General features: G+C 61.9%; 17 protein-coding genes. 10 read left to right on the forward strand and 7 right to left on the reverse strand.

The genetic code is table 11. From position 1 onward, the window contains the following. Positions 1-2 precede the first annotated feature (2 nt). The 3 genes from AO356_RS01215 (at position 3) to AO356_RS01225 (ending at position 3075) form a co-directional block, all read left to right on the forward strand. Complete coding sequence (locus AO356_RS01215; protein WP_060738230.1) at positions 3-1181, forward strand: GNAT family N-acetyltransferase; 1179 nt, start codon at positions 3-5, stop codon at positions 1179-1181. Then, a complete protein-coding gene (locus tag AO356_RS01220) occupies positions 1153-1944 on the forward strand; it encodes a carbohydrate deacetylase (RefSeq protein WP_060738231.1) in 792 nt (263 codons plus the stop codon). Before AO356_RS01215 ends, AO356_RS01220 begins: the two co-directional genes overlap by 29 nt. Positions 1945-2136: 192 nt before the next feature. Then, positions 2137-3075, forward strand: a complete 939-nt coding sequence (locus AO356_RS01225; protein ID WP_060738232.1) for an alpha/beta hydrolase — start codon at positions 2137-2139, stop codon at positions 3073-3075. A 169-nt stretch (positions 3076-3244) separates the two neighbouring features. Here the strand turns inward: AO356_RS01225 and AO356_RS01230 are convergent, their stop codons facing one another. Next, a complete protein-coding gene (locus tag AO356_RS01230; RefSeq protein WP_060738233.1) occupies positions 3245-3958 on the reverse strand; it encodes a FadR/GntR family transcriptional regulator in 714 nt (237 codons plus the stop codon). Positions 3959-4294: 336 nt separating this feature from the next. Here AO356_RS01230 and AO356_RS01235 point away from each other — a divergent pair, with 336 nt between their 5' ends. Both AO356_RS01235 and gudD read left to right on the forward strand, forming a co-directional pair. Beyond that, positions 4295-5644, forward strand: coding sequence for an MFS transporter (locus AO356_RS01235; RefSeq protein ID WP_060738234.1), 1350 nt, complete (start codon positions 4295-4297; stop codon positions 5642-5644). A 27-nt stretch (positions 5645-5671) separates the two neighbouring features. Beyond that, a complete protein-coding gene (gene gudD / locus AO356_RS01240; RefSeq protein ID WP_060738235.1) occupies positions 5672-7015 on the forward strand; it encodes a glucarate dehydratase in 1344 nt (447 codons plus the stop codon). 157 nt (positions 7016-7172) lie between these two features. Here the strand turns inward: gudD and glgB are convergent, their stop codons facing one another. The 3 genes from glgB to AO356_RS01255 form a co-directional block, all read right to left on the reverse strand. Beyond that, complete coding sequence (glgB, locus tag AO356_RS01245; RefSeq protein WP_060738236.1) at positions 7173-9407, reverse strand: 1,4-alpha-glucan branching protein GlgB; 2235 nt, start codon at positions 9405-9407, stop codon at positions 7173-7175. Between the two features lie 11 nt (positions 9408-9418). Next, positions 9419-12763, reverse strand: coding sequence for a maltose alpha-D-glucosyltransferase (gene treS / locus AO356_RS01250; RefSeq protein WP_060738237.1), 3345 nt, complete (start codon positions 12761-12763; stop codon positions 9419-9421). 193 nt (positions 12764-12956) lie between these two features. Beyond that, positions 12957-14954, reverse strand: coding sequence for an alpha-1,4-glucan--maltose-1-phosphate maltosyltransferase (locus AO356_RS01255; protein ID WP_060738238.1), 1998 nt, complete (start codon positions 14952-14954; stop codon positions 12957-12959). 210 nt (positions 14955-15164) lie between these two features. Here AO356_RS01255 and AO356_RS32775 point away from each other — a divergent pair, with 210 nt between their 5' ends. Continuing rightward, complete coding sequence (locus tag AO356_RS32775) at positions 15165-15329, forward strand: hypothetical protein (RefSeq protein ID WP_177431735.1); 165 nt, start codon at positions 15165-15167, stop codon at positions 15327-15329. A 127-nt stretch (positions 15330-15456) separates the two neighbouring features. On the opposite strand, the gene AO356_RS01260 is transcribed toward AO356_RS32775, so the two are convergent. After that, on the reverse strand, positions 15457-15963 hold the full coding sequence (locus tag AO356_RS01260; RefSeq protein ID WP_060738239.1) for an MgtC/SapB family protein: 507 nt from the start codon (positions 15961-15963) through the stop codon (positions 15457-15459). Between the two features lie 135 nt (positions 15964-16098). On the opposite strand from AO356_RS01260, the gene AO356_RS01265 reads away from it, so the two are divergent. From AO356_RS01265 to AO356_RS01280, 4 genes are all read left to right on the forward strand, one after another. Further along, entirely contained in the window at positions 16099-16335 is a 237-nt protein-coding gene (locus AO356_RS01265) for a DUF3203 family protein (RefSeq protein ID WP_060738240.1), read from the forward strand. A 299-nt stretch (positions 16336-16634) separates the two neighbouring features. Then, positions 16635-18047, forward strand: coding sequence for a cytochrome c oxidase accessory protein CcoG (gene ccoG / locus AO356_RS01270; protein ID WP_060738241.1), 1413 nt, complete (start codon positions 16635-16637; stop codon positions 18045-18047). Positions 18048-18229: 182 nt separating this feature from the next. Then, positions 18230-19657 (forward strand): GntR family transcriptional regulator MpaR, encoded by a 1428-nt coding sequence (gene mapR / locus AO356_RS01275; RefSeq protein ID WP_060738242.1) that lies wholly within the window; start codon positions 18230-18232, stop codon positions 19655-19657. Positions 19658-19769: 112 nt separating this feature from the next. Then, complete coding sequence (locus tag AO356_RS01280; RefSeq protein ID WP_060738243.1) at positions 19770-20192, forward strand: hypothetical protein; 423 nt, start codon at positions 19770-19772, stop codon at positions 20190-20192. A gap of 135 nt (positions 20193-20327) precedes the next feature. Here AO356_RS01280 and AO356_RS01285 read toward each other — a convergent pair whose 3' ends face one another. Then, on the reverse strand, positions 20328-21074 hold the full coding sequence (locus AO356_RS01285) for an SDR family oxidoreductase (RefSeq protein WP_060738244.1): 747 nt from the start codon (positions 21072-21074) through the stop codon (positions 20328-20330). A 78-nt stretch (positions 21075-21152) separates the two neighbouring features. Continuing rightward, positions 21153-22031 (reverse strand): Dyp-type peroxidase, encoded by an 879-nt coding sequence (locus AO356_RS01290; RefSeq protein WP_060738245.1) that lies wholly within the window; start codon positions 22029-22031, stop codon positions 21153-21155. Positions 22032-22068: the final 37 nt, after the last annotated feature.

Raw genomic sequence — 22068 nt, forward strand, 5'->3', positions numbered from 1 at the left:
ACATGACCATCCGGTTCCAATGGTGTCGCTCCCTGGGCGCGGAGGACTTTCCTGTATCAGCTTATGAACAGCTGCGAACCCAGGTGGCCGACGCAACACCGTTCAACACCCTGGCCTGGCTGCAAGCGGCGGAATTTGCCCTGTTGCCTGATCAGCAATTGCATGTGTTACTGGGCTGGCAGGACCAGAATCTGTCGCTATGCCTGCCCCTGGTTTCGGGACGTGAGCGTATCGGCGGACTGCGGTTCCGGGTGTTGCATCACTTGGGTTACCCCTTGGCCGACCGCATCGCCCTGCTGGTGCGCCTGGATGCCGAAGGCATGGGCCAGGCGCTGATGCAGATCCGTCAGCAGGTGCCCCACGCGATGTTGCAACTCAATGAAGTGGTGGAGCCGGTCGGCGAGCAAAGCGTCTTGAGCGCCTGGATGGCACTGAGTTCCACCGGGGAGCGGCGGCTCAGTTGCCGGGTTCCGGTGCACTTGATCAGCGACAGTGATCATCGGGAAGTCTCTGGCGATCCACGCTACAAGCTGCGGCGGGCGCGCAAACGGATCGCCGCTTGCGGTGCCGAAATCCGCCGAGTGACGCCGGACGCCATCAGCATCGGACAGCTGTTGCGAGCCCTGGCCGACGTCGAGGCCGCCAGTTGGAAGGGTGAGGAAGGTGTCGGCATTTTCGCCGACCCCAGGCGCCGGCAATGGATGAACCATGCCTTCACCGCCCTCGCCGCCCAAGGCCAGGTGCGGGTGGTGATGCTGGAGCTGAACGGTGAATGCATCAGTTATCGCCTCGGCCTGCTGGACCAAGGCCGATTGTATGACTACAACCTGGCGTTCCTGCCGCAGCACGCCGACCTGGGCAGCGGCCGGGTATTGCTCGAAGAGTGGATTCGCTGGGGGCTGGACGAAAACTGGCGATGGATCGATGCGTCACGGGTCAGTCTCGATAATTCCAGCCATCAATTGCACGAACGCATGACCGGACAACTGGAGCACTGGCGTTGGAGTTTTTATTCCTGGCAACCCGATGGCCTGCTCCTCGGACTCGCCTTGCGACTCTGGAAAAGTCTTAAACCCTGGCTTCCCAAACACCCGCCCCAAAAAACCACGGCGACAGATTCACCCTCTATCCCCAAGGAACAGGAGATCTCACATGCCCCGCCAAGTGATCATCAACGCTGACGACTTCGGGTTGTGCTTCAGCGAAAACGCGACAATCGTTCGAGCCTTCGAAGCAGGGCTGATCAGTTCCGCCACCATCATGGCCAATACGCCGGGCTTCGAACAGGCGTGTGTACTGGCCCGACTGCCCCGGCTCAAAGGGCGCATCGGGCTGCATTTCAATCTCAGCCATGGGCAGCCGCTGAGCCAGGCCATAAAGTCGCGCCCGGCGTTTTGCGATGCGGACGGCCAGTTCAGCTTCAGCCTGTCACGCTATTGCCTGCATCTGGGCTCGAAGGACCTCGCCGCAATACAGGACGAACTGCAGGCGCAATGGCAACGTTGCCTGGACCACGGAGTGCGCCCAAGCCACCTCGACTCCCATCAGCACGTACATAACATCTGGCCCATCGGAGCATTGGTGGCGCGCTTCGCCGCGCGGCAAGATGTGCCCATTCGCCTGGCGCGCAACCTGGGAGCCAACCTGAATATACCCAAACGCATCTTCAAGACCTTACTCAACCGCCGCCTGCGTCGTTTATCCGGCGCCACGGCCGACTATGTCTGCACGCCAACCGACTTGCAGCACGCCACAGCACCGGACCATGGTTTGCTGGAAGTAATTGTTCATCCAGTGCAACTGGATGGGGATTTCGGCGACACCTACCTGGCTCCTGGCTGCTCGTTGACCCAGGTGCTGCATCAGCGCCTGGCGGGGGTGCCGAAGGTGGGGTATGGCACCATTGAGCGGACGTTCGAGCTGGTTCAGCTCGAGGATGCGTAATGCCCCCTCTGCCATGGAGGCTTGATTGTGGGGAGGGTGTCCTCCCCTGAAGGCATAGGGAACAAGGCTCAGGGTTTGGGGATTTTCCAGCGCCGAAAAGCGCGCTTCAGACGAATGACCGTCACAAATCCCTGCGCCGTTTTCGGAGAATCTGCTACAAGGCATCTTTGGTTTCAGTAGCGAATGGCATCGATGTCTTCACTCTTACTTTCTGGCCTGAAACGCCGCTGGTTGGCCTGGCTGTGCATGGGCGCATTGATGGTCGGCCTGCCGGTGGGCTGTGCTGTGTTGCAGCATAAGGAGCGGGAACTGGTCTTTCGCATCGAGCCGGGGACGGCGAGCTGGTTCAGTGGGCTGCCCAGCAGCGTGCAGGAGTTCGACCTCAAGCCAAAAAGCTTCAAGGCCGGGGAAAACATCCACGGCTGGTGGTGGCCGGCCGAACGCAAGAACGCGCCGGCCATCCTGTATTTGCATGGTGTGCGCTGGAATTTGACCGGCCAGTTGTTTCGTATCCAGCAGTTGCGGGCGCTGGGCTATTCGGTGCTGGCCATCGACTACCGGGGCTTTGGCAAAAGCCAGGGAGATCTGCCATCGGAAGCAAGTGTCTATGAAGATGCGCGCATCGCCTGGGAACGTCTCGAAGTGCTGCAACCGGACCCAAGCCTGCGGCTGATCTATGGTCATTCCCTGGGCGGCGCCGTCGCGGTGGATCTCGCTGCGCAGCTCGGTCAGCAGGCAGCGAAAGATGGCAAAGCCCAGGTCCGCGGCCTGGTGATCGAATCCACGTTCACCTCCCTGGGCGATGTCGCCACCTCGATGGCGAATACATCCCTGCCGGTGCGCTGGTTGCTGTCGCAGAAGTTCGACTCCATCGACAAGATCGGCGAGATCAACATGCCGCTGCTGATTGTCCATGGCGCCGCCGACCGCTACGTGCCGCCACGCTTCAGTGAGCAATTGTTCAACGCCGCCCGGGAACCCAAGCGCCTGCTGCTGGTGCCCGGGGCGACACATAACAACAGCATGAGCCTGGCGGGCAAAAACTACCGGCAGGCGTTGGACGCCCTGATGAAAAGCGCCCCCACCCCCGTGGCTGGAAACGCCCCCACCGGCCCGGCCAAAGCGGGCTGAGCCACGGAAATATCCATGTCCCTCTTGTGGGAAGCGGTGGGTCAGTCATGGAAATGTTGGGTGTGCCGCCGCCATCGCGAGCAAGCTCGCTCCCACAGTTTTTCGAGGTGCTCTCAACTGTGGGAGCGAGCTTGCTCGCGATGGCGGTGAATCAGGCGACCATGAACCGTCAGGATCCCGCGCCAAACCGATCACGGCTGTTGGTCAGGTGCAACCACATGGCGGCACGGGCGGCGTCCGGGTCCTGGCGCTTGATCGCGTTGAAGATCGCCTCGTGCTCAAGGTTGGCCAACTGCGCCAGCTTGCTTAGATCGGCCTGGCCGCGCTCGGCCACGTTCACGCGGGTCCTGGGGATCATCGCACTGCCCAGGTGCTGCATGATTTCGACAAAACAGGCGTTGTCCGTGGCTTCGGCGATGAGCAGATGGAAACGCCGATCGGCTTCGACACAGCTGTCGTTGTTGTTGGACAACCGCTGATAGTCATCCAGCGCCTGGCGCATCTGCTGCAACTGGTGTTCGCTGCGGCGCTGGGCCGCCAAGGCGACGGCCTGGGTCTCCAGGCCCAGGCGCAGCTCCAGGATCGCTCGCACTCCCGCGGCGGTGTCGACATTCAGGCGCAACCCTGGCTCGCCGGTTTGCGCCAGCACGAAGGTGCCGATGCCGTGGCGGGTCTCCACCAGCCCCGAAGCCTGCAACTTGGAGATCGCCTCGCGCACCACCGTCCGGCTGACGCCATGGGCCTGCACGATGGCGCCTTCCGATGGCAGCTTCTCACCCGGTTTCAACTGCCCCAGCAAGATGCTCTGGCTCAGCTTCGTCACCAGGTCATGGGCCAGGTTGTGGGTACGCTTGCGCAGGGGCGCGTCGGTGTCTTGCGGCATCGCCGGGGTTCCTTGAAAACAGGCTGACTGATCGTATCACCAGCGGGCGCCGGAAATCTCATCGTCAAGCCATCAACTTGTATGACAACACTCAAGATCAGCCCATCCCTGCAAAAATCACCCCTTCAAAAAACGGCTTCACGCAAGCCAGACAGACGCTGGATAAAATCACAACAGCCGGAAAACCCCAACAAATACGGCATAAAAACGCCATTCACCTAATCCAATGATGCTGAAAAACTGCTTGTCATCCAAAAAAATCAAGTTGTATGATGTCTATCAACATCGGCACATGCACGATGCCCCGCATAAAAATAACGAGTGGGAGAAAAACCAGTGAACACATCCAGCCTCAAGGCGAATGCCGGCGCGGATCCGGTGCTGCTGTCGGCCATCGCCAAGGTCAAGCGCCACATCCTGCCGCTGTTCGTCATCATGTTTATCGTCAACTACATCGACCGCGTGAACATCGGCTTCGTGCGTGCCCACATGGAGCACGACCTGGGTATCGGTGCCGCGGCCTATGGCTTTGGTGCCGGGCTGTTCTTCATCGGCTACGCGCTGTTCGAAGTCCCGTCCAACATCCTCCTGCAACGCATCGGCGCCCGCATCTGGCTGACCCGCATCATGCTCACCTGGGGCCTGGTGGCAGCGGCCATGGCCTTCATCCAGAACGAAACCCACTTCTACATCCTGCGCTTTTTGCTGGGCGTGGCCGAAGCCGGGTTCTTCCCTGGGGTGATCTACTATTTCACCCGCTGGCTGCCCGGCGTCGAGCGTGGCAAAGCCATCGCCATCTTCCTCAGCGGTTCGGCCATTGCGTCGCTGATCTCCGGCCCGCTGTCGGGGCTGCTGCTGCAAATCAACGGCCTGGGCATGCACGGCTGGCAGTGGATGTACTTCATCGAAGGGATGTTTTCCGTCTGCCTGTGCGTCTTCGTCTGGTTCTGGCTGGACTCCAAGCCCCATGACGCCAAATGGCTGAGCCGTGAAGAACAGGATGTGCTGGTCAAGGCCATCGACGATGAACAGCGGGCACGGGAAGCCGCCTCGCCGATCAAACTGTCCATCGGCCAGTTGCTCAAGGACCGCCAGATCATTCTGTTTTGCCTGATCTACTTCTTCATTCAATTGACGATCTATGCCGCCACGTTCTGGCTGCCGAGCATCATCAAGAAAATGGGCGAACTGAGCGACATTCAGGTCGGGCTGTTCAATTCGATCCCGTGGTTGCTGTCGATCGTCGGCATGTACGCCTTCGCCTCTCTGTCGGCCAAGTGGAAATTCCAGCAGGCCTGGGTCGCCACCGCCCTGTTGATCGCGGCAGCCGGGATGTTCATGTCCACCACCGGCGGACCGATTTTCGCCTTCGTCGCCATCTGCTTCGCGGCCCTGGGTTTCAAATCGGCGTCGTCGTTGTTCTGGCCGATTCCCCAGGCTTACCTGGACGCCCGGATCGCCGCCGGGGTGATTGCCCTGATCAACTCGGTGGGCAACCTCGGCGGGTTCGTCGCCCCGACCACGTTCGGCCTGCTGGAAGAGCACACCGGCTCGATCCAGGGCGGCCTCTACGGCTTGGCGGCCACCTCGATCATTGCCGCGATCATCGTGTTTGCCGCACGCAACACGCCCAAGCCCAAAGCCGTGACAACAACACCGGTCGATCCGGCCGCCAGCCACGTCTGATCATTCGATTGCCAAGGATAAGTACAGATGAGCATTCCAGAAACCAGCAAAGCCCCGATCATCACCAGCATGCAGGTCGTGCCCGTGGCCGGCCATGACGGCATGCTGCTGAACCTCAGCGGCGCCCATGGCCCGTTCTTCACCCGCAACATCGTCATTCTCAAGGACAACGCCGGCCACACCGGCGTGGGCGAAGTGCCCGGCGGCGAGCGCATTCGCCAGACCCTCGAAGACGCCCGCTCGCTGGTGGTCGGCAGCCCCATCGGCACGTACCAGAAGATCCTCAACACGGTACGCAACGCCTTTGCCGACCGCGATGCCGGCGGCCGTGGCCTGCAGACCTTCGACCTGCGCATCACCATCCACGCGGTCACTGGCCTGGAAGCGGCGTTGCTGGATCTACTCGGCCAACACCTGGACGTACCGGTCGCCGCCCTGCTCGGCGAAGGCCAGCAGCGTGACGAAGTGAAGATGCTCGGCTACCTGTTTTACGTCGGTGATCGCCAGCAGACCGACCTGGCCTATCGCAGCGAACCGGACGCCGACAACGACTGGTTCCGCGTGCGCCACGAAAAGGCCCTGGACGCCGACGCCGTGGTCCGCCTGGCCGAAGCGGCCCAGGCCCGCTATGGCTTCCAGGACTTCAAGCTCAAGGGCGGCGTGCTCCAGGGCGACGCAGAAATCGAAGCGGTCACCGCATTGGCCGAACGTTTTCCCCAGGCACGCATCACCCTGGACCCGAATGGCGCCTGGTCACTCAAGGAAGCGATCCGTTTGTGCCGCGACCAACACAAAGTGCTGGCCTATGCCGAAGACCCTTGCGGTGCCGAGAACGGCTATTCGGGGCGCGAGGTCATGGCCGAGTTCCGCCGCGCCACGGGCCTCAAGACGGCGACCAACATGATCGCCACCGACTGGCGCGAGATGGGTCACGCCATCACCTTGCAGTCGGTGGACATTCCCCTGGCCGACCCGCACTTCTGGACCATGCAGGGTTCGGTGCGGGTGGCGCAGATGTGCAATGAGTGGGGCCTGACCTGGGGCTCGCACTCCAACAACCACTTCGACATTTCCCTGGCGATGTTCACCCACGTGGCCGCCGCGGCACCGGGCGACATCACCGCCATCGACACCCACTGGATCTGGCAGGACGGCCAGCGACTGACCAAAGCGCCCTTGCAGATTCAGGGCGGCTGCGTACAGGTGCCGAAAAAACCGGGGTTGGGGATCGAGCTGGACACCGACCAACTGGCCAAGGCCCATGAGTTGTACAAAGGCATGGGCCTGGGGGCGCGGGACGATGCGGTGGCGATGCAGTTCCTGATTCCGGGCTGGACGTTCAACAACAAGCGGCCGTGCCTGGTTCGTTAAAGCGACCGATATCCCTTGTGGGAGCGAGCTTGCTCGCGATGGCGGTGGGTCAGCCACATTGCTGTCGACTGACACTCCGCTATCGCGAGCAAGCTCGCTCCCACATCTGGATTCATGAGCGCCACAGTCATCATTCGCCTTCAGGTTTTTGTAGAACCTAACCCTCCGGCCGCATGATCAACACCGCCAACGGCGGCAGGTTCAGTTCCAGCGACAGGGCCTGGCCATGGCTGGGCACTGCTTCAGTGAAGGCGCCACCGCCGTTGCCGTAGTTGGAACCGGCGTAGGTGTCGGCGTCGCTGTTGAGCAACTCCACCCAACGCCCGGCGAACGGCACGCCGACCCGGTAGGCCTCGCGCGGCACCGGGGTGAAGTTGGCGACCACCAGCACCGGCTTACCCTCCTTGCTCCAGCGCAGCCAGGCGTAGACGCTGTTGAGCGCATCGTCGCCAATCAGCCACTGGAAGCCCTGCGGCGCGTCATCCTGGTCATGCAGCGCCGGCTCTTCTCGGTACAGCCGGTTCAGATCGCTCACCAGCTTCTGCACACCCCGGTGCTCAGGGTATTGCAGCAGGTACCAATCCAACTGCTGGTCGTGGTTCCACTCGCGCCACTGGCCGAACTCACACCCCATGAACAACAGCTTCTTGCCGGGATGGCCCCACATGAAACTGAGGTAGGCCCTCAGGTTGGCGAATTTCTGCCAGCGGTCACCGGGCATCTTGTCGATCAGCGAGCGCTTGCCATGAACCACTTCGTCGTGGGAAATCGGCAGGACGAAGCGCTCGGACCAGGCATACACCAGGCCGAAGCTCAGTTCGTTGTGGTGATGGGCGCGGTACACCGGGTCTTGCTGGATGTAGTGCAGCGAATCGTGCATCCAGCCCATGTTCCACTTGTAGGCAAAACCCAGGCCGCCCTGCTGGGTACTCTGGCTGACCCCCGGCCACGCGGTGGACTCTTCGGCGATGACCAGCGCACCGGGGGTTTCCAGCGCCACCACATCGTTGAGGTGCCGGAGGAAATCGATGGCTTCGAGGTTTTCCCGACCGCCGTGGCGGTTGGGCACCCACTCGCCGGCCTTGCGCGAATAGTCGCGGTACAACATCGAGGCCACGGCATCCACCCGCAGGCCGTCGACGTGGAAATGCTTGAGCCAGTGCAACGCCGAAGCCAGCATGAAGCCGTGCACTTCGGTGCGGCCCAGGTTGTAGATCAGCGTGTCCCAATCCTGGTGGAAACCCTCCAGCGGGTTGCCGTATTCGTACAGCGCGGTGCCATCGAACTGGGCCAGGCCGTGGGTGTCGGTGGGGAAATGCGCCGGCACCCAGTCGAGGATGACACCGATGTCGGCCTGGTGGCAGGCGTTGACGAACGCGGCGAAATCGTCGGGCGATCCGAAGCGTGCCGTTGGCGCGAATTGCGACAGCGGCTGATAGCCCCAGGAGCCGCCGAACGGGTGCTCCATGATCGGCATCAGCTCGATGTGAGTGAAGCCCAGATCCTTGACATACGGAATCAGCCGCTCGGCCATTTCATGCCAGTTGTATTGCCGGGCCACCTCGCCCGCTTCGTCGATTTCGCACTGCCAGGAGCCGGCATGCAACTCATAGATCGACAATGGCGCGCCCGGTAGCTGGCGTTCGCGACGACTCTGCATCCACTCGTCGTCCTGCCACTCGATCTTCAAGGGCGAGGCGACTTTCGACGCCGTGTCCGGCGGCATTTGCGTGGCCAGCGCCACCGGGTCGGCCTTGAGGGGCAGGATGCCGTGGGCGCCGAGGATTTCATATTTGTAGGCCTCCCCCGCCCCCAGCCGCGGGATGAACAACTCCCACACGCCGGATGGATAACGGATGCGCATCGGATGCCGACGCCCGTCCCAGACGTTGAAGTCCCCCACCACCGAGACGCGTCGTGCATTCGGTGCCCACACGGCGAAGCGCACGCCCTCGACACCGTCGACGGTGGTCAGCTGTGCACCGAGGCAGGCACTGAGGTCGCGGTGATTGCCCTCGGCGAACAGGTAGAGGTCCATCTCCCCCAGCAGTGGGCCGAAGCTGTACGGGTCTTCGGCAATCTGCTCGCCGCCGGCCCAACGGGTGCGCAGCAAGTACGCTTGGGCGCGATCGAAATGGCCGACGAACAATCCCGGGGTTTCGGTGGGTTGCAGTTCCCCCAGTTCTTCGCCGCCCTCCCGGGCCAGCACATGCACGCTCAAGGCGCCCGGCAGGTAGGCGCGGATGAACTGGCCACCGGCGCCGTCGCCATGGGGACCCAGGATGGAAAACGGATCGTGATGTTCGGCGCGCACCAGCGCGTCGATGTCTTGGGGGGCCGGCAGCAAGGACTCCTTGGCCTGCCCCTGGGGTTCTTTGTTCGAGACGCTCATGATTCTCTCCACTAAATCGGTCCGGCTAAGTCGGAAAAGGGTTGCAGCCCACTCAACAACCCGACCAGACCGTGCAACGGCACGGGCAGCCAGGTGGGGCGATTCTCGGCTTCATAGGCCACTTCATAGGCCGCCTTCTCCAGGCCGAACAACGCCAGCGCGGCGTCTTCGCCTTCAGCATCCTTCCACTCATGGGCAAGACTAGCTGCCGCCAGCCGATATGCCTCGACAAATGCCTGGCGGGCCTCTTTCAAATAACGCTCGGCGACCCGTTGCCGCGCCGCATCGGCATCGGCCGTGCTGTCGACGGTATTCAAGTGGATCGCCATGGCCGCCGCATAATCGAAGGAACGCAACACGCCGCTGACGTCCTTGTACGGGCTGTGCTTGCCCCGTCGTTCATGCAATGGCCGCGCCGGCTCACCTTCGAAGTCGATCAGGTAGGCGTCGCCCTTGATCACCAACACTTGGCCCAGATGCAGGTCGCCATGGACGCGGATACGCAAGCCTCCGACGGCCTTGCCGGCCAACGCCTGGACATGGGCCAGGACGGTTTTCTTGTGCTCCAACAAGCGTGCGACCATGGCCTGGTCCGCGGGGTTCAATTGGCCCTGGCTCTGCTTGAGCAGACGCAAGGCGTTTTCCACCTGGCCGGCCACGTCCTTGCCGATGGCCTGGGCTTCCTTGGCGTTGGTGGCCTGCGGCGCGAAGTCCGGATCGTCGGTGGCCTGGGCCAGTACCTGGTGCATTTCTCCCAGGCGCTGGCCGAGCATGCCGGCGAAATCCTTCAGTTCGCCCAAGGCGTTGTAATGCTGCTCCTGCTCGGACACGGCGTCCGCCAGCTCATCGCGCAAGGCGCGTTCAAGGTTGTTCTGGGTCCATTCCCAGGCGTCGCCCTGATTGCTCAGGTAGCCCTGGGCGATCATCAGCAACGCATCTTCGCCGTCGGCATCGCGGCGAACCACCGAACCCAGCAGCGGTGAAATATTGCTGAAACCCGCGGCGGTCAGGTAGGCACTCATTTCCAGTTCCGGGTGCACGCCCGAGGCCACCTTGCGGATCAGCTTGAGTACCAGACTCGCCCCCACCACCACCGAACTGTTGGACTGTTCAGCGGACAGGTAGCGTACCTCTGGCTCGTCTCCCAGGTTCAACGCAGCCAGGCCTTCGGTCGGTTCGAAGCGCAACTCACCTTCGGCAAGTGGCAGCACCGTGGCGGTCTGCATGCTGTGCAGCACGGCGCGCACGAAGCTTTCCAGGCTGAATGCATCGGTGATCAAGCCCACCTGACGCCCCCGACGTACCCGCGACAAGGCCAGTTGCTGCGGCAATGCCGCACCGACCTGGTCTTCGGCGAGCAAGCCGAACGGCAACTGATAGCGCAGGGTCTGGCCGCCACTGGTGACATCGATTTCACTGAGGAGCACGGGGCGCTGCGGATCGCCGAAGCGCACACCATAGACAATGTCGACCTTCTCGATCGCACTGTCCTTGCCGGCGAACCAGCGCCGGTTCTGCAACCAGTTCGGCAGGATGGTTTGCTCCAGCGTGGTGCGCGACGGCGCTTCGAGCAATTCTTCCAGGCGTTTCTTCAGCACCAGGGTGGTGAAGTCCGGCAGGCTCTGGGCCGGTTCCACGTGCCAGCTCGGCATCTGGTTTTCCGCCGCCAGGACGAACCAATAGAAACCGTACGGCGCCAGGGTCAGCAGGAAGTTCAACTGGCCAATGGGTGGGAACGCGTTGCCACCGAGCATCTCCACCGGAACCATGCCGGCGTAGACCGACAGGTCCAGTTCGGCGGCCTGGGCGCTGCGGGACACGTTGGCCACGCACAGGATGATTTCGTGCTTGCCGTCGGGGCCGGTGTATTCGCGGGTGTAGGCCAGGATCCGGCGGTTGCTGGGCGAGAGCATCTTCAGCGTGCCCCGACCAAAGGCCTTGGACTGCTTGCGCACCGCCAGCATCCGTCGGGTCCAGTTGAGCAGTGAGTGTGGGTCGCCGGCCTGGGTCTCGACGTTCACCGACTGGTAACCGTATTGCGGGTCCATGATCGGCGGCAGCACCAGGCTGGCCGGATCGGCGCGGGAGAAGCCGCCGTTACGGTCGATGGACCATTGCATCGGCGTACGCACGCCATCGCGGTCGCCCAGGTAGATGTTGTCGCCCATGCCGATTTCATCACCGTAGTACAACGTCGGCGTGCCGGGCATCGACAACAACAGGCTGTTGAGCAACTCCACGCGCCGACGGTCGCGCTCCATCAACGGCGCCAGGCGCCGGCGAATCCCCAAGTTGATGCGCGCCCGACGGTCGGCCGCGTAGTAGTTCCACAGGTAGTCGCGCTCCTTGTCGGTGACCATCTCCAGGGTCAACTCATCGTGGTTGCGCAGGAAAATCGCCCACTGGCAATTGGCGGGAATCTCCGGGGTCTGGCGCAGGATGTCGGTGATCGGGAAACGGTCTTCCTGGGCCAGTGCCATGTACATGCGCGGCATCAGCGGGAAGTGGAACGCCATGTGGCATTCGTCACCGTTCATCCCTTGGGCGTCGACATCACCGAAGTACAACTGGGTGTCTTCCGGCCACTGGTTGGCTTCGGCCAGTAGCATGCGGTCAGGATAGTTGGCGTCGATTTCGGCACGGATCAGTTTCAGGACGTCATGGGTCTCGGGCAGGTTTTCGTTGTTGGTGCCGTCACGCTCGATCAGGTACGGGATGGCGTCCAGGCGCAGGCCGTCGATGCCCATGTCCAGCCAGTAGCGCATCACCGACAACACGGCCTTGATGACCTGCGGGTTGTCGAAGTTGAGGTCGGGCTGGTGGGAGTAGAACCGGTGCCAGAAGTACTGGCCCGCCACCGGGTCCCAGGTCCAGTTGGACTTTTCGGTGTCGAGGAAGATGATCCGCGTGCCGTCGTACTTATGGTCGTCATCGGACCAGACATAGAAGTCCCGCGCCTTCGAACCCGGCTTGGCCTTGCGCGCGCGCTGGAACCAGGGGTGCTGGTCCGACGTGTGGTTGATGACCAGCTCGGTGATCACCCGCAGGTTGCGCTTGTGGGCTTCGGCAATGAACCGCCGCGCATCGGCCATGGTGCCGTAGTCGGGGCTGATGCCACGGTATTCGGCGATGTCATAACCGTCGTCGCGCCGGGGGGAAGGATAGAACGGCAGCAGCCAGATGGTGTTGACGCCCAGGTCGGCGATGTAGTCGAGTTTCTCGATCAGGCCGGGGAAATCGCCGATCCCGTCGTTATTGGAGTCGAAATAGGATTTAACGTGGACCTGGTAGATCACCGCATCCTTGTACCAGAGCGGATCCTTGATGAAGGTGGCAGACCGGGGTTTCTTCGCCATTTGCAACTCCTGATAATTCATTAAAGCCGCGGGACACAGGCTTGAAAGGTCTTTTTATGGGGTGAGGTCTTTTTGTGGCGAGGGAGCTTGCTCCCGCTGGGCGCCAAGCGCCCCCCTGAAATCACGGCCGCTTCGCAGCCGAGCGGGAGCAAGCTCCCTCGCCACAACAGCTCTCACTCAACATTGCACCGCGTTACGCCACGCTGATCCGCCAAATCCCGAACGGCTGGTACGCCGGATCAATGCGCATGAACTGGTACTTGCCGTACCAGGTCCAGCGATGCCCGTTCATCAGGTCCTCGCCCTGGGTCTGGGCGTCGTCGGGCAGGCCCATTTCCCACAGCGGCAATTCGAAACTGGCTTCCTGCGGGTTGTGCGGATCAAGGCTCACCGCCACCAGGATGAAATTGCTGCCGTCGGCGGTGCGCTTGCCGAAATAGAGAATGTTGTCGTTCCACGCGTTGTAGATTTTCAGGCCCAAGTGGGTATGCAGCGCCGGGTTCTGGCGGCGGATACGGTTGAGCTGGGCGATCTCGGCAATGATGTTGCCCGGCGCGGTGAAGTCGCGAGGACGGATCTCGTATTTCTCCGAATCGAGGTATTCCTCTTTGCCCGGTACCGGGGCCGATTCGCACAGTTCGAAGCCCGAATACATGCCCCACAGACCCGAGCCCATGGTTGCCAGGGCCGCGCGGATCAAGAAGCCCGGGCGCCCCGACTCATGGAGAAAGGCCGGGTTGATGTCTGGCGTGTTGACGAAAAAATTCGGCCGGTAGCACTCACGCCAAGGCGACTCGTTGAGCTCGCTGAAGTAGGTCGCCAGCTCGGCCTTGGTGTTGCGCCAGGTGAAATAGGTATAGCTCTGGGAATAACCGACCTTGCCCAGTCGCGCCATCATGGCCGGGGTGGTGAACGCTTCTGCCAGGAAGATCACTTCGGGATACTGGGCGCGGACATCGGCGATCAGCCATTGCCAGAACGGCAGTGGCTTGGTGTGAGGGTTGTCGACGCGGAATATCTTCACGCCTTCCTCGACCCAGCCCACCACGATGTCCCGCAGTTCCACCCACAGGCTGGGAATCGCATCGGCCGCGTAGAAATCGACGTTGACGATGTCCTGGTATTTCTTCGGCGGGTTTTCCGCGTATTTGATCGTGCCGTCCGGTCGCCAGCTGAACCAGCCCGGGTGCTGCTTGAGCCAGGGGTGGTCCTGGGAACACTGGATCGCGAAGTCGAGGGCAATCTCCAGGCCGTGCTGCGCGGCCGCCGCCACCAGGCGCCGGAAATCCTCGCGGCTGCCCAACTGCGGGTGAATGGCCTCGTGCCCGCCCTCCTCGCTGCCGATGGCATAGGGGCTGCCCGGGTCGTCGGGACCGGCAGTGAGGGAATTGTTCGGGCCTTTGCGGAAACTGCGACCGATGGGGTGGATCGGCGGGAAGTACAGCACGTCGAACCCCATGTCCTGGATCACCGCCAGGCGCGAATGCACGTCATTGAACGTGCCATGGCGTTGGGGATCGTCGGTGATCGAGCGGGGAAACAGCTCATACCAACTGGCAAACTCGGACAGCTTGCGCTCCACATCCAACGGGTATTCGGGGCTGATGCTCAAGTAAGGTCGATGATCGGCCAGGAACATCAGGTCGGCACTGCGCGGTGCCAGGAACAGCGCCACCTGCTCCGTCGGCAACAGGCCGGAAAGCTCGTGGTGCAAGGCCGCCAGTTGCTCGCTCAGCTCCCCTGTGCTGCGCTCGACGGCCATTTGCACTTGGTTGCGTCCTTCCTGCAACTCCAGGCTGATCGGCACTCCGGCACCGAATTTCTTCTCCAGTTCGTAGCGGAAACTGGCGAACTGATCGATCCAGGCCTCGATGCAGAAGACATAGCGACCTTGCTCCGGCACGTTGAACTGGCCGCGCCAGCCGTTATTGCCCAGGTCGCGCATGACCTCGCTGTTCCACACTTCATCCTGCAGCGAACGCCAGCGAATGCGCACCGCCAGCTTGTCGTGACCGTCGGCGAACACTTTACTGGTCACCGTCACGTCCTGCCCGGCCACGGCCTTGGCGGCAAATTGCCCGCCGTCGATCACCGGCATGGTGTTTTCAATCGCGATACGCGGTAACAACAAGGCTTGAGACAACGGCAAATGCGGGTTGTAGACCAGGTCAGACGGGTGTTCAGCAGTCATCGAGCATCGCTCCTTTTACGCCCCATGGACGCGCTTGTGGCGGTAAAGGCCCAACGGGTCCCTGAAAAAACTCACTTAAACTCCGAACCGGGACGACGGCTAAAAGTTCAGCGGGATTTGCCCTCGATGTATCCGGGATCAAACCCGGTACAGGATGGTCAACAACCATAAGCACGACTCAAGCCATGTGCGTTACGGAGATCCGTCCCGATGAATATTCCCATCCCGGCCGAAACACCCGATCCGAACATCGACGACCCCACCTTGCCCCCACCCGGTCCTGATCCGGAACCGATTCCGGAGCAAGACCCGCCGCTGACCCCACAACCGCCCAAGGGTGACCCGCCCAGCGAAGCGCCGCCGGAGCGAGTTTGATTCAACGACTCCCTGTGGGAGCGAGCTTGCTCGCGATAGCGGAGTGTCAATCAGCATAGTGGCTGGCTGATCCTCCGCCATCATCGGAACGCCGCTCGGAGCGAGCGTGCTCCCACAGGTCTTATGTTCAGGCTGATGGCTTGTCGCCCTTCTCCAGCGCCCGAACAATGACCGGCATTACACTGAAGATCACCAGGGCCAACACTGTACTGAGTAACGCAGTCGCTTCCCGGCCCAGCCCGGCGGCGACGCCAATGGCCGCGGTCATCCACAGGCCGGCGGCGGTGGTCAGGCCTTTGACATGAGCTTCATCGCCGTCGTGGTTTTTCAGGATGGTGCCAGCACCCAGAAAACCGATGCCGGCGACTACCCCTTGTATCACCCGGCTCATGGCGTCGGCCTGGGACCCGGACATCTGCGGCACCAATACGAACAATGCCGCCCCCAGTGCCACGAGCATGTGGGTTCGCACGCCGGCAGCCTTGCCCTTGTGTTCACGCTCGAAACCCAGGATGCCCCCCAACAGCGCAGCCATGACCAGCCGCACCGTAACCCGGGTCATCTGCTGGGCATCGGTGATGTCGGCGAATTCCGCCTGCAGGGTTATCCAGACTTCATGCCACCAGGCTTCCATGGAGCATCCTCTTTCTCATTGGATAAACGATGGACCGCAAGCGAAGCCAGAGGTGCACCCGACCGCTGATCAGTCACAACGAACCCTGGCTTGGCCGCGCGACCTAACGTTCATGACCCCTGAAGGAGGAACACCATGACTGTCCGTATCGATGAGAACCAGACCTGCCATTTCGAAACCCCCGACGGCACCGAACAGCGCCCCGCCAGCGAGCTGACCATCATCACCGACCCGGACAAGGCCATGTCAGTCGTGGAGCTCAATGGCGACCGGTTCTATATCACCGAGGCCGAGGCCGATGCGCTGACCGTGGCCGGCGCAGTCGACGGGCGCAAGCACCTGAAGGCCAGCGACAGCGGCTCGGCGATCTGACGCCACCCACTGCGACCTGTACGAACTGCGTAGGAGCTGTCGAGCGAAGCGAGGCTGCGATCTTTCCTCATTGAGTCCAAAGCGAAAGATCAAGATCAAAAGATCGCAGGCTTCGCCAGCTCCTACAGAGCCCAACGGGAGCAAGGTGTTGTTCGCTCGCCCCTCGATGCATCAAAGTGTCGCAGCGCCTGGGCTTCGCGGCATCTGATCCGGTTTTTATCGAAACACCTGAGTCTGTTATGCAAACAGTTCCATGGTCATAGTGCGCCGGCCAGATAGAGGCTGATGAGCGACCGACCATGAGCGATAGAATCCCCGTCCAGTTGATACAGACGTTCGAACCTGCGCCAACGAAGATCAAGGCCAGGACCACCGACAACCTGATCCACACCCGCAGCTTCACCGGTTTGTTCCGCACCTTGCGCATCAGCGGTGCGGGGGTTCTGTTCCTGCTGTTCTTTGGCACGGTGTGGTTGAACTGGGGTGGCCGCCAGGCGGTGCTCTGGGACCTTTCCGAAAGCAAATTCCATATTTTTGGCGCGACCTTCTGGCCCCAGGATTTCATCCTGCTGTCGGCCCTGTTGATCATCGCCGCCTTCGGCCTGTTTGCGATCACCGTGTTTGCCGGTCGCGTGTGGTGCGGCTACACCTGCCCACAGAGCTCCTGGACATGGCTGTTCATGTGGTGCGAGAAAATCACCGAAGGCGAACGCAACCAGCGGATCAAGCTGCAAGCGGCCCCCTGGGGCCTGAACAAACTGTTGCGCCGCACAGCCAAGCACACCTTGTGGCTGGCCATCAGCCTGCTCACCGGCCTGACGTTCGTGGGCTACTTCACGCCGATCCGCCCCTTGGCCGAAGAGCTGCTGACCCTGCAGATCGGCGGCGTCAGCCTGTTCTGGGTACTGTTTTTCACCGCTGCCACCTACCTCAACGCCGGCTGGCTGCGGGAAGCGGTGTGCATGCACATGTGCCCCTATGCACGCTTTCAGAGCGTGATGTTCGACAAGGACACGTTGACCATCTCCTACGACACGGCCCGTGGCGAAATCCGCGGCCCGCGTAAACGCGAGGTGAAGCCGGCCAATATTGGCCTGGGGGACTGCATCGACTGCCAGATGTGCGTGCAGGTCTGCCCCACCGGCATCGATATCCGCGACGGCTTGCAGATGGAATGCATCGGCTGCGCGGCGTGCATCGACGCCTGCGACTCGATCATGGACAAGATGGGCTACGCCCGCGGGTTGATCAAATACACCTCGGAACATCAATTGCAGGGGGGCAAGACTCACCTGCTCAGACCTCGGCTGATCGGCTATACCGCCGTGCTCCTGGTGATGATCGGCGCGCTGGCCCTGGCCCTGGTGCAACGGCCCATGGTGTCGCTGGATGTCAGCAAGGACCGCGGCCTGTTCCGCGAAAACAGCGCAGGCCAGATCGAGAACATCTACAGCCTGAAAATCATCAACAAGACCCAGCAACGCCAGGACTATCACCTGTCCCTGGTGGATGGCGACGGCTTCGTCCTCCAGGGCAAGACCCAACTGAGCCTGGCGCCCGGGGAAATCGTCGATGTGCCGGTGTCGGTGGCGATGCTCAGCGAGCGGCCTCGCAGCGGCTCCCAGGAAATGACCTTCAAGGTGGCCGACAGCGATGAACCCGGCATCTACAGCCTGGCCAAGAGCCGTTTTGTCGCGCCGATGAATCGTTGAAGCTTTAAGATGCCGGGCGCCCTGTGGGAGCGAGCTTGTGGGAGCAAAGCTTGCTCGCGAAGAACGATGACGCGACCTTACTGTTGATCCGTGTCGCCTGCGTCGCGAGCAAGCTTTGCTCCCACGGGCTCCCTCACAGTTTAAAAAGCGCAAACCATGTGTCACTCAAGACTGGGCCCGCCATGAAACGCTATGAAAAATTCGCCGACGACATCGCTGAACTGATCCGCTCCGGCATGCTGGGGCCCGGCCAGCGCGTGCCCTCGGTGCGTTATGCCAGCCAGACCTACGGCGTCAGCCCGTCCACCGTGTTCCAGGCCTATTACCTGCTGGAGCGACGCGGCCTGATCCGCGCCCGGCCGCGCTCGGGCTATTTCGTCAACACCCATGCGCCGAGCCCGTTTTCCGAACCGGCCATCAGCACCCAGGTGCACGAGTCCACCGAAGTGGACGTCAGCGAACTGGTGTTTTCGGTGCTGGACTCGATCAAGGACCCGGCCACCGTACCGTTCGGCTCGGCGTTCCCCAGCCCGCTGCTGTTTCCGTTGCAGCGCTTGTCGCGCTCGCTGTCCAGCGCCACACGGGACATGGACCCTCGGGTCGTCGTCACCGACATGTCGCCGGGCAACCCGCACCTGCGCCGGCAAATTGCCCTGCGCTACATGGTGGGCGGGTTGATGCTGCCCATGGAGGAACTGCTGGTCACCAACGGCGCCCTCGAAGCCTTGAACCTGTGCCTGCAAGCCGTGACCGAGCCCGGCGACCTGGTGGCGATCGAGGCACCGGCGTTCTACGCCTGCCTGCAAGTGCTGGAACGACTCAAGCTCAAGGCCGTGGAAATCCCCGTCCACCCCCGCGAAGGTATCGACCTGGAGGTATTGGCGCAGACCCTGGAGCGCCATCCGATCAAGGCCTGCTGGTGCATGACCAGTTTCCAGAACCCCATGGGGGCGACCATGCCCGAGGAAAGGAAGCAGGCACTGGTGGAGTTGTTGCGCCGCCACCAGGTGCCGTTGATCGAAGACGACGTGTACGCCGAGCTCTATTACGGCCAACAGGCCCCCAAGCCCGCCAAGGCGTTCGACACCGAAGGATTGGTGATGCATTGCGGTTCGTTCGCCAAGAGCCTGGCGCCGGGCTATCGCATCGGCTGGGTCGCCGCCGGGCGCTATGCGCAGAAGATCGAACGGCTCAAGCTCATGACCTCGCTATGCGCCTCGATGCCGGCCCAGGCCGCCATTGCCGACTACCTGCAACACGGCGGCTACGACCGCCACCTGCGCAAACTGCGCTACGCCCTGGAAGAACAGCAAAGCGCGATGCTGAGCGCCATCGCCCGTTACTTCCCGGCCCAGACCCGGGTCAGTCAGCCAGCGGGCGGTTACTTCCTGTGGCTGGAGCTGCCGGAGCAGATGGACTCGCTGAAACTGTTCCAGATGGCCCTGGCCCAGGGCATCAGCATCGCGCCAGGACCGATCTTCTCAGCGACCCGTCGCTTTCGAAATTGCATCCGCTTGAACTATGGCAGCCCGTGGACGGATGTATCGGAAAAGGCCATGGAGACGCTGGGACGGATCATTCGCTCACTGATAACCAGCCAAGACAATTGAGAAAGACCTGTCAGCTCTGACAGTAGTAGGCTTGTCAGGAAAGACTTAGCGTAGAGATCGCCAACCGAATGAGGGCCACGGGTTGGCAACAATCTACCCTAAGGAGAAGATCATGAAATATTTTCACGATTTCGAGGGCGGTCCAGACGGCTGGAGATTTACCCAAAGTGAAGGAGAAATAGTAAGGGAACCGCGCGGCAATCATTACATCACAGGTAACGAGTATGTGACTGATTACAGCTTGGCCAAGATATTCAAATTGCCATTCGCGGACAATCTTCCAGTCATCGTAAAGTTCGACATCAAAGTCCCCGATGGGGTGACGCTGAAAGAGTTGGCTTGTACAGTCAATAATAATGTTCAGCTACTGGACGTCCCCGCAGGCGATGACCAATGGCATTCTTGCAAGGTGACATTTCCCGCTCCTCCACCTCAAACGTCCGGATTTCCTACCGTTCGTATTACAGCATTCCGAGAAGTTGAAAAGCCTCCACACGGCGTAGGGTTCGATAACATCTACGTCATCCAGGAATAACCCCTGTCCGGCCATTTCAATGCAGGCGTTCTGCATACCGATAACATCCAAGGCAACCCCGCTCCCATAGGCGGTCTGTATTCAGATGTGGGAGCGAGCTTGCTCGCGATGGGGCCAGACCAGACAACCCAGGGCTCAGCGCCCGCCCCCCAGGTCCACAAACGTCCCGGTCGCATACGAAGCCTTGTCCGACAGCAGCCAGATAATCGCCTCGGCGACTTCATCCGGACGCCCGCCCCGGGCCATGGGAATCGCCGATTCCAGTTTGCTGACCCGATCCGGGTCGCCGCTCAGGGCATGGAAGTCGGTGTAGATGTAACCCGGGCGAACCGCGTTGACGCGAATGCCTTCGCCGGCGACTTCCTTGGACAGGCCGACGGTGAACGTGTCCAGGGCGCCCTTGGAGGCCGCGTAGTCGATGTACTCGTTGGGGGAGCCCAGGCGAGCGGCCACGGACGAAACGTTGACGATGCTGCCGCCCTGCCCGCCATGCCGGGGCGACATGCGCAGCACCGCGTGCTTGGCGCAGAGAATCGGACCCAGCACGTTAGTCTTCATAATCTTGAGAATGCGGAATTCGGACATTTCATCGAGCCGGGCTTTCTGGGCAACCGTCCCGGCATTATTCACCAACGCCGTGACACGCCCCAGCTCGGCATCCACCCGGTTGAACAGGCCGATCACTTCGTCCTCGATGCTCACGTCGGCGCGCACGGCAATCGCCTGCGCGCCCTTGGCCCGGACCTGTTCGAGCACCTCCTGCGCGGCGCTTTCATCGGACTGGTAGTTGATGCAGATCCGATAGCCCAACTCGGCACCCAACAGCGCCGTGGCCGCCCCGATTCCGCGGCCGCCACCGGTGATGACGATGACTTTATCCACGCTTGCTTCTCCCATTCCACGGATAGACGTCCGGCCCAAGGATAGCGTTCACGTCACGCTTTGCACAAACCGCTGCGCTTACCGGGCCAAGGCGCGCAGATCCAGGCGTCCGTCCAACAATGGCGGGCACCAGTAGTAGCCGCCGGTGATCGGTCGACTCATGCGGTACAGGCCGTCGGTGATGCCGTCTTCCAGGCCGCTCATGCGCCGCAATTGGGCCTCGAAGGCATCGAGGGAGAAACCGAACGCCAGGAACATCAGCCCTGCACGGTCGCCTTCGATCCAGGGCATGGACCGACGGACCACGAATGCCTCCGGGGCAAAGCTTTCCTGGGCGGTGCGCTTGACGTGGGCCGATTCCGGCGCGTCGTCGATTTCTTCGTTGTCGCTCAGGCGCCGGCCCATGATGTTGTCGCGCTCATGGGGCTGCATCGCCGCGAAACCGTCCAGGTCGTGTTGCCACTGCTGGATCGCGGCGAAACTGCCACCGCGCACCCCGTCGGCGCCCTGGGCCAGGGCGGCGGCGATGGCCGCTTCGTCGTGGGGGTTCTCGGTGCCATCTTCATAACCGGTCAGGTCATGGCCGGTCATGTGGCGGAAAGTCTCGTTCATCTGCACCAGGCGCAGCGCCGGGGCCAGTGCCGCTTCGATGGCGCGGCTGCGGTGCATCAGCTCGCCGCGGTCTTCACCGTGCAGCCAGCACCACAGGGCATGTTGGGTCGAGGGGTTGTCCACACCTACGCCGGCCAACGCCGGAAAAGCCCGCAGGCCAGCGACCTGGGCGCCCAGCGCGTGGACCAGCGATTCGCCAAAGCCGATCACGGCCCGGCCATCGAGCAACAACAGGAGTTTGTCTAGCGCAGCCGGCAATGCCTCGACCGATTCCAGGGCAAAAAACAAATGACGGGCCTGAGGCGGAACAGGGGTGGCGAGAATGCCGGGCTGGTAGTAACTCATGTGAACTCCTTTAGAAAGAGCCGCGAGTTTACCCGGC

This window comes from Pseudomonas fluorescens (assembly GCF_001307275.1).
Lineage (GTDB): Bacteria > Pseudomonadota > Gammaproteobacteria > Pseudomonadales > Pseudomonadaceae > Aquipseudomonas > Aquipseudomonas fluorescens_AA.

What these genes read in the sequence shown, in the direction of transcription:
- AO356_RS32775 (WP_177431735.1), top strand. Translation starts at nt 15,165, where the DNA reads ATGAATATTCCCATCCCGGCCGAAACACCCGATCCGAACATCGACGAC.
- ccoG (WP_060738241.1), top strand. Translation starts at nt 16,635, where the DNA reads ATGAGCGATAGAATCCCCGTCCAGTTGATACAGACGTTCGAACCTGCG.
- AO356_RS01230 (WP_060738233.1), bottom strand. Translation starts at nt 3,958, where the DNA reads ATGCCGCAAGACACCGACGCGCCCCTGCGCAAGCGTACCCACAACCTG.
- AO356_RS01220 (WP_060738231.1), top strand. Translation starts at nt 1,153, where the DNA reads ATGCCCCGCCAAGTGATCATCAACGCTGACGACTTCGGGTTGTGCTTC.
- AO356_RS01265 (WP_060738240.1), top strand. Translation starts at nt 16,099, where the DNA reads ATGACTGTCCGTATCGATGAGAACCAGACCTGCCATTTCGAAACCCCC.
- gudD (WP_060738235.1), top strand. Translation starts at nt 5,672, where the DNA reads ATGAGCATTCCAGAAACCAGCAAAGCCCCGATCATCACCAGCATGCAG.
- AO356_RS01280 (WP_060738243.1), top strand. Translation starts at nt 19,770, where the DNA reads ATGAAATATTTTCACGATTTCGAGGGCGGTCCAGACGGCTGGAGATTT.
- mapR (WP_060738242.1), top strand. Translation starts at nt 18,230, where the DNA reads ATGAAACGCTATGAAAAATTCGCCGACGACATCGCTGAACTGATCCGC.
- AO356_RS01290 (WP_060738245.1), bottom strand. Translation starts at nt 22,031, where the DNA reads ATGAGTTACTACCAGCCCGGCATTCTCGCCACCCCTGTTCCGCCTCAG.
- AO356_RS01260 (WP_060738239.1), bottom strand. Translation starts at nt 15,963, where the DNA reads ATGGAAGCCTGGTGGCATGAAGTCTGGATAACCCTGCAGGCGGAATTC.
- glgB (WP_060738236.1), bottom strand. Translation starts at nt 9,407, where the DNA reads ATGAGCGTCTCGAACAAAGAACCCCAGGGGCAGGCCAAGGAGTCCTTG.
- treS (WP_060738237.1), bottom strand. Translation starts at nt 12,763, where the DNA reads ATGGCGAAGAAACCCCGGTCTGCCACCTTCATCAAGGATCCGCTCTGG.
- AO356_RS01225 (WP_060738232.1), top strand. Translation starts at nt 2,137, where the DNA reads ATGTCTTCACTCTTACTTTCTGGCCTGAAACGCCGCTGGTTGGCCTGG.
- AO356_RS01255 (WP_060738238.1), bottom strand. Translation starts at nt 14,954, where the DNA reads ATGACTGCTGAACACCCGTCTGACCTGGTCTACAACCCGCATTTGCCG.
- AO356_RS01215 (WP_060738230.1), top strand. Translation starts at nt 3, where the DNA reads ATGACCATCCGGTTCCAATGGTGTCGCTCCCTGGGCGCGGAGGACTTT.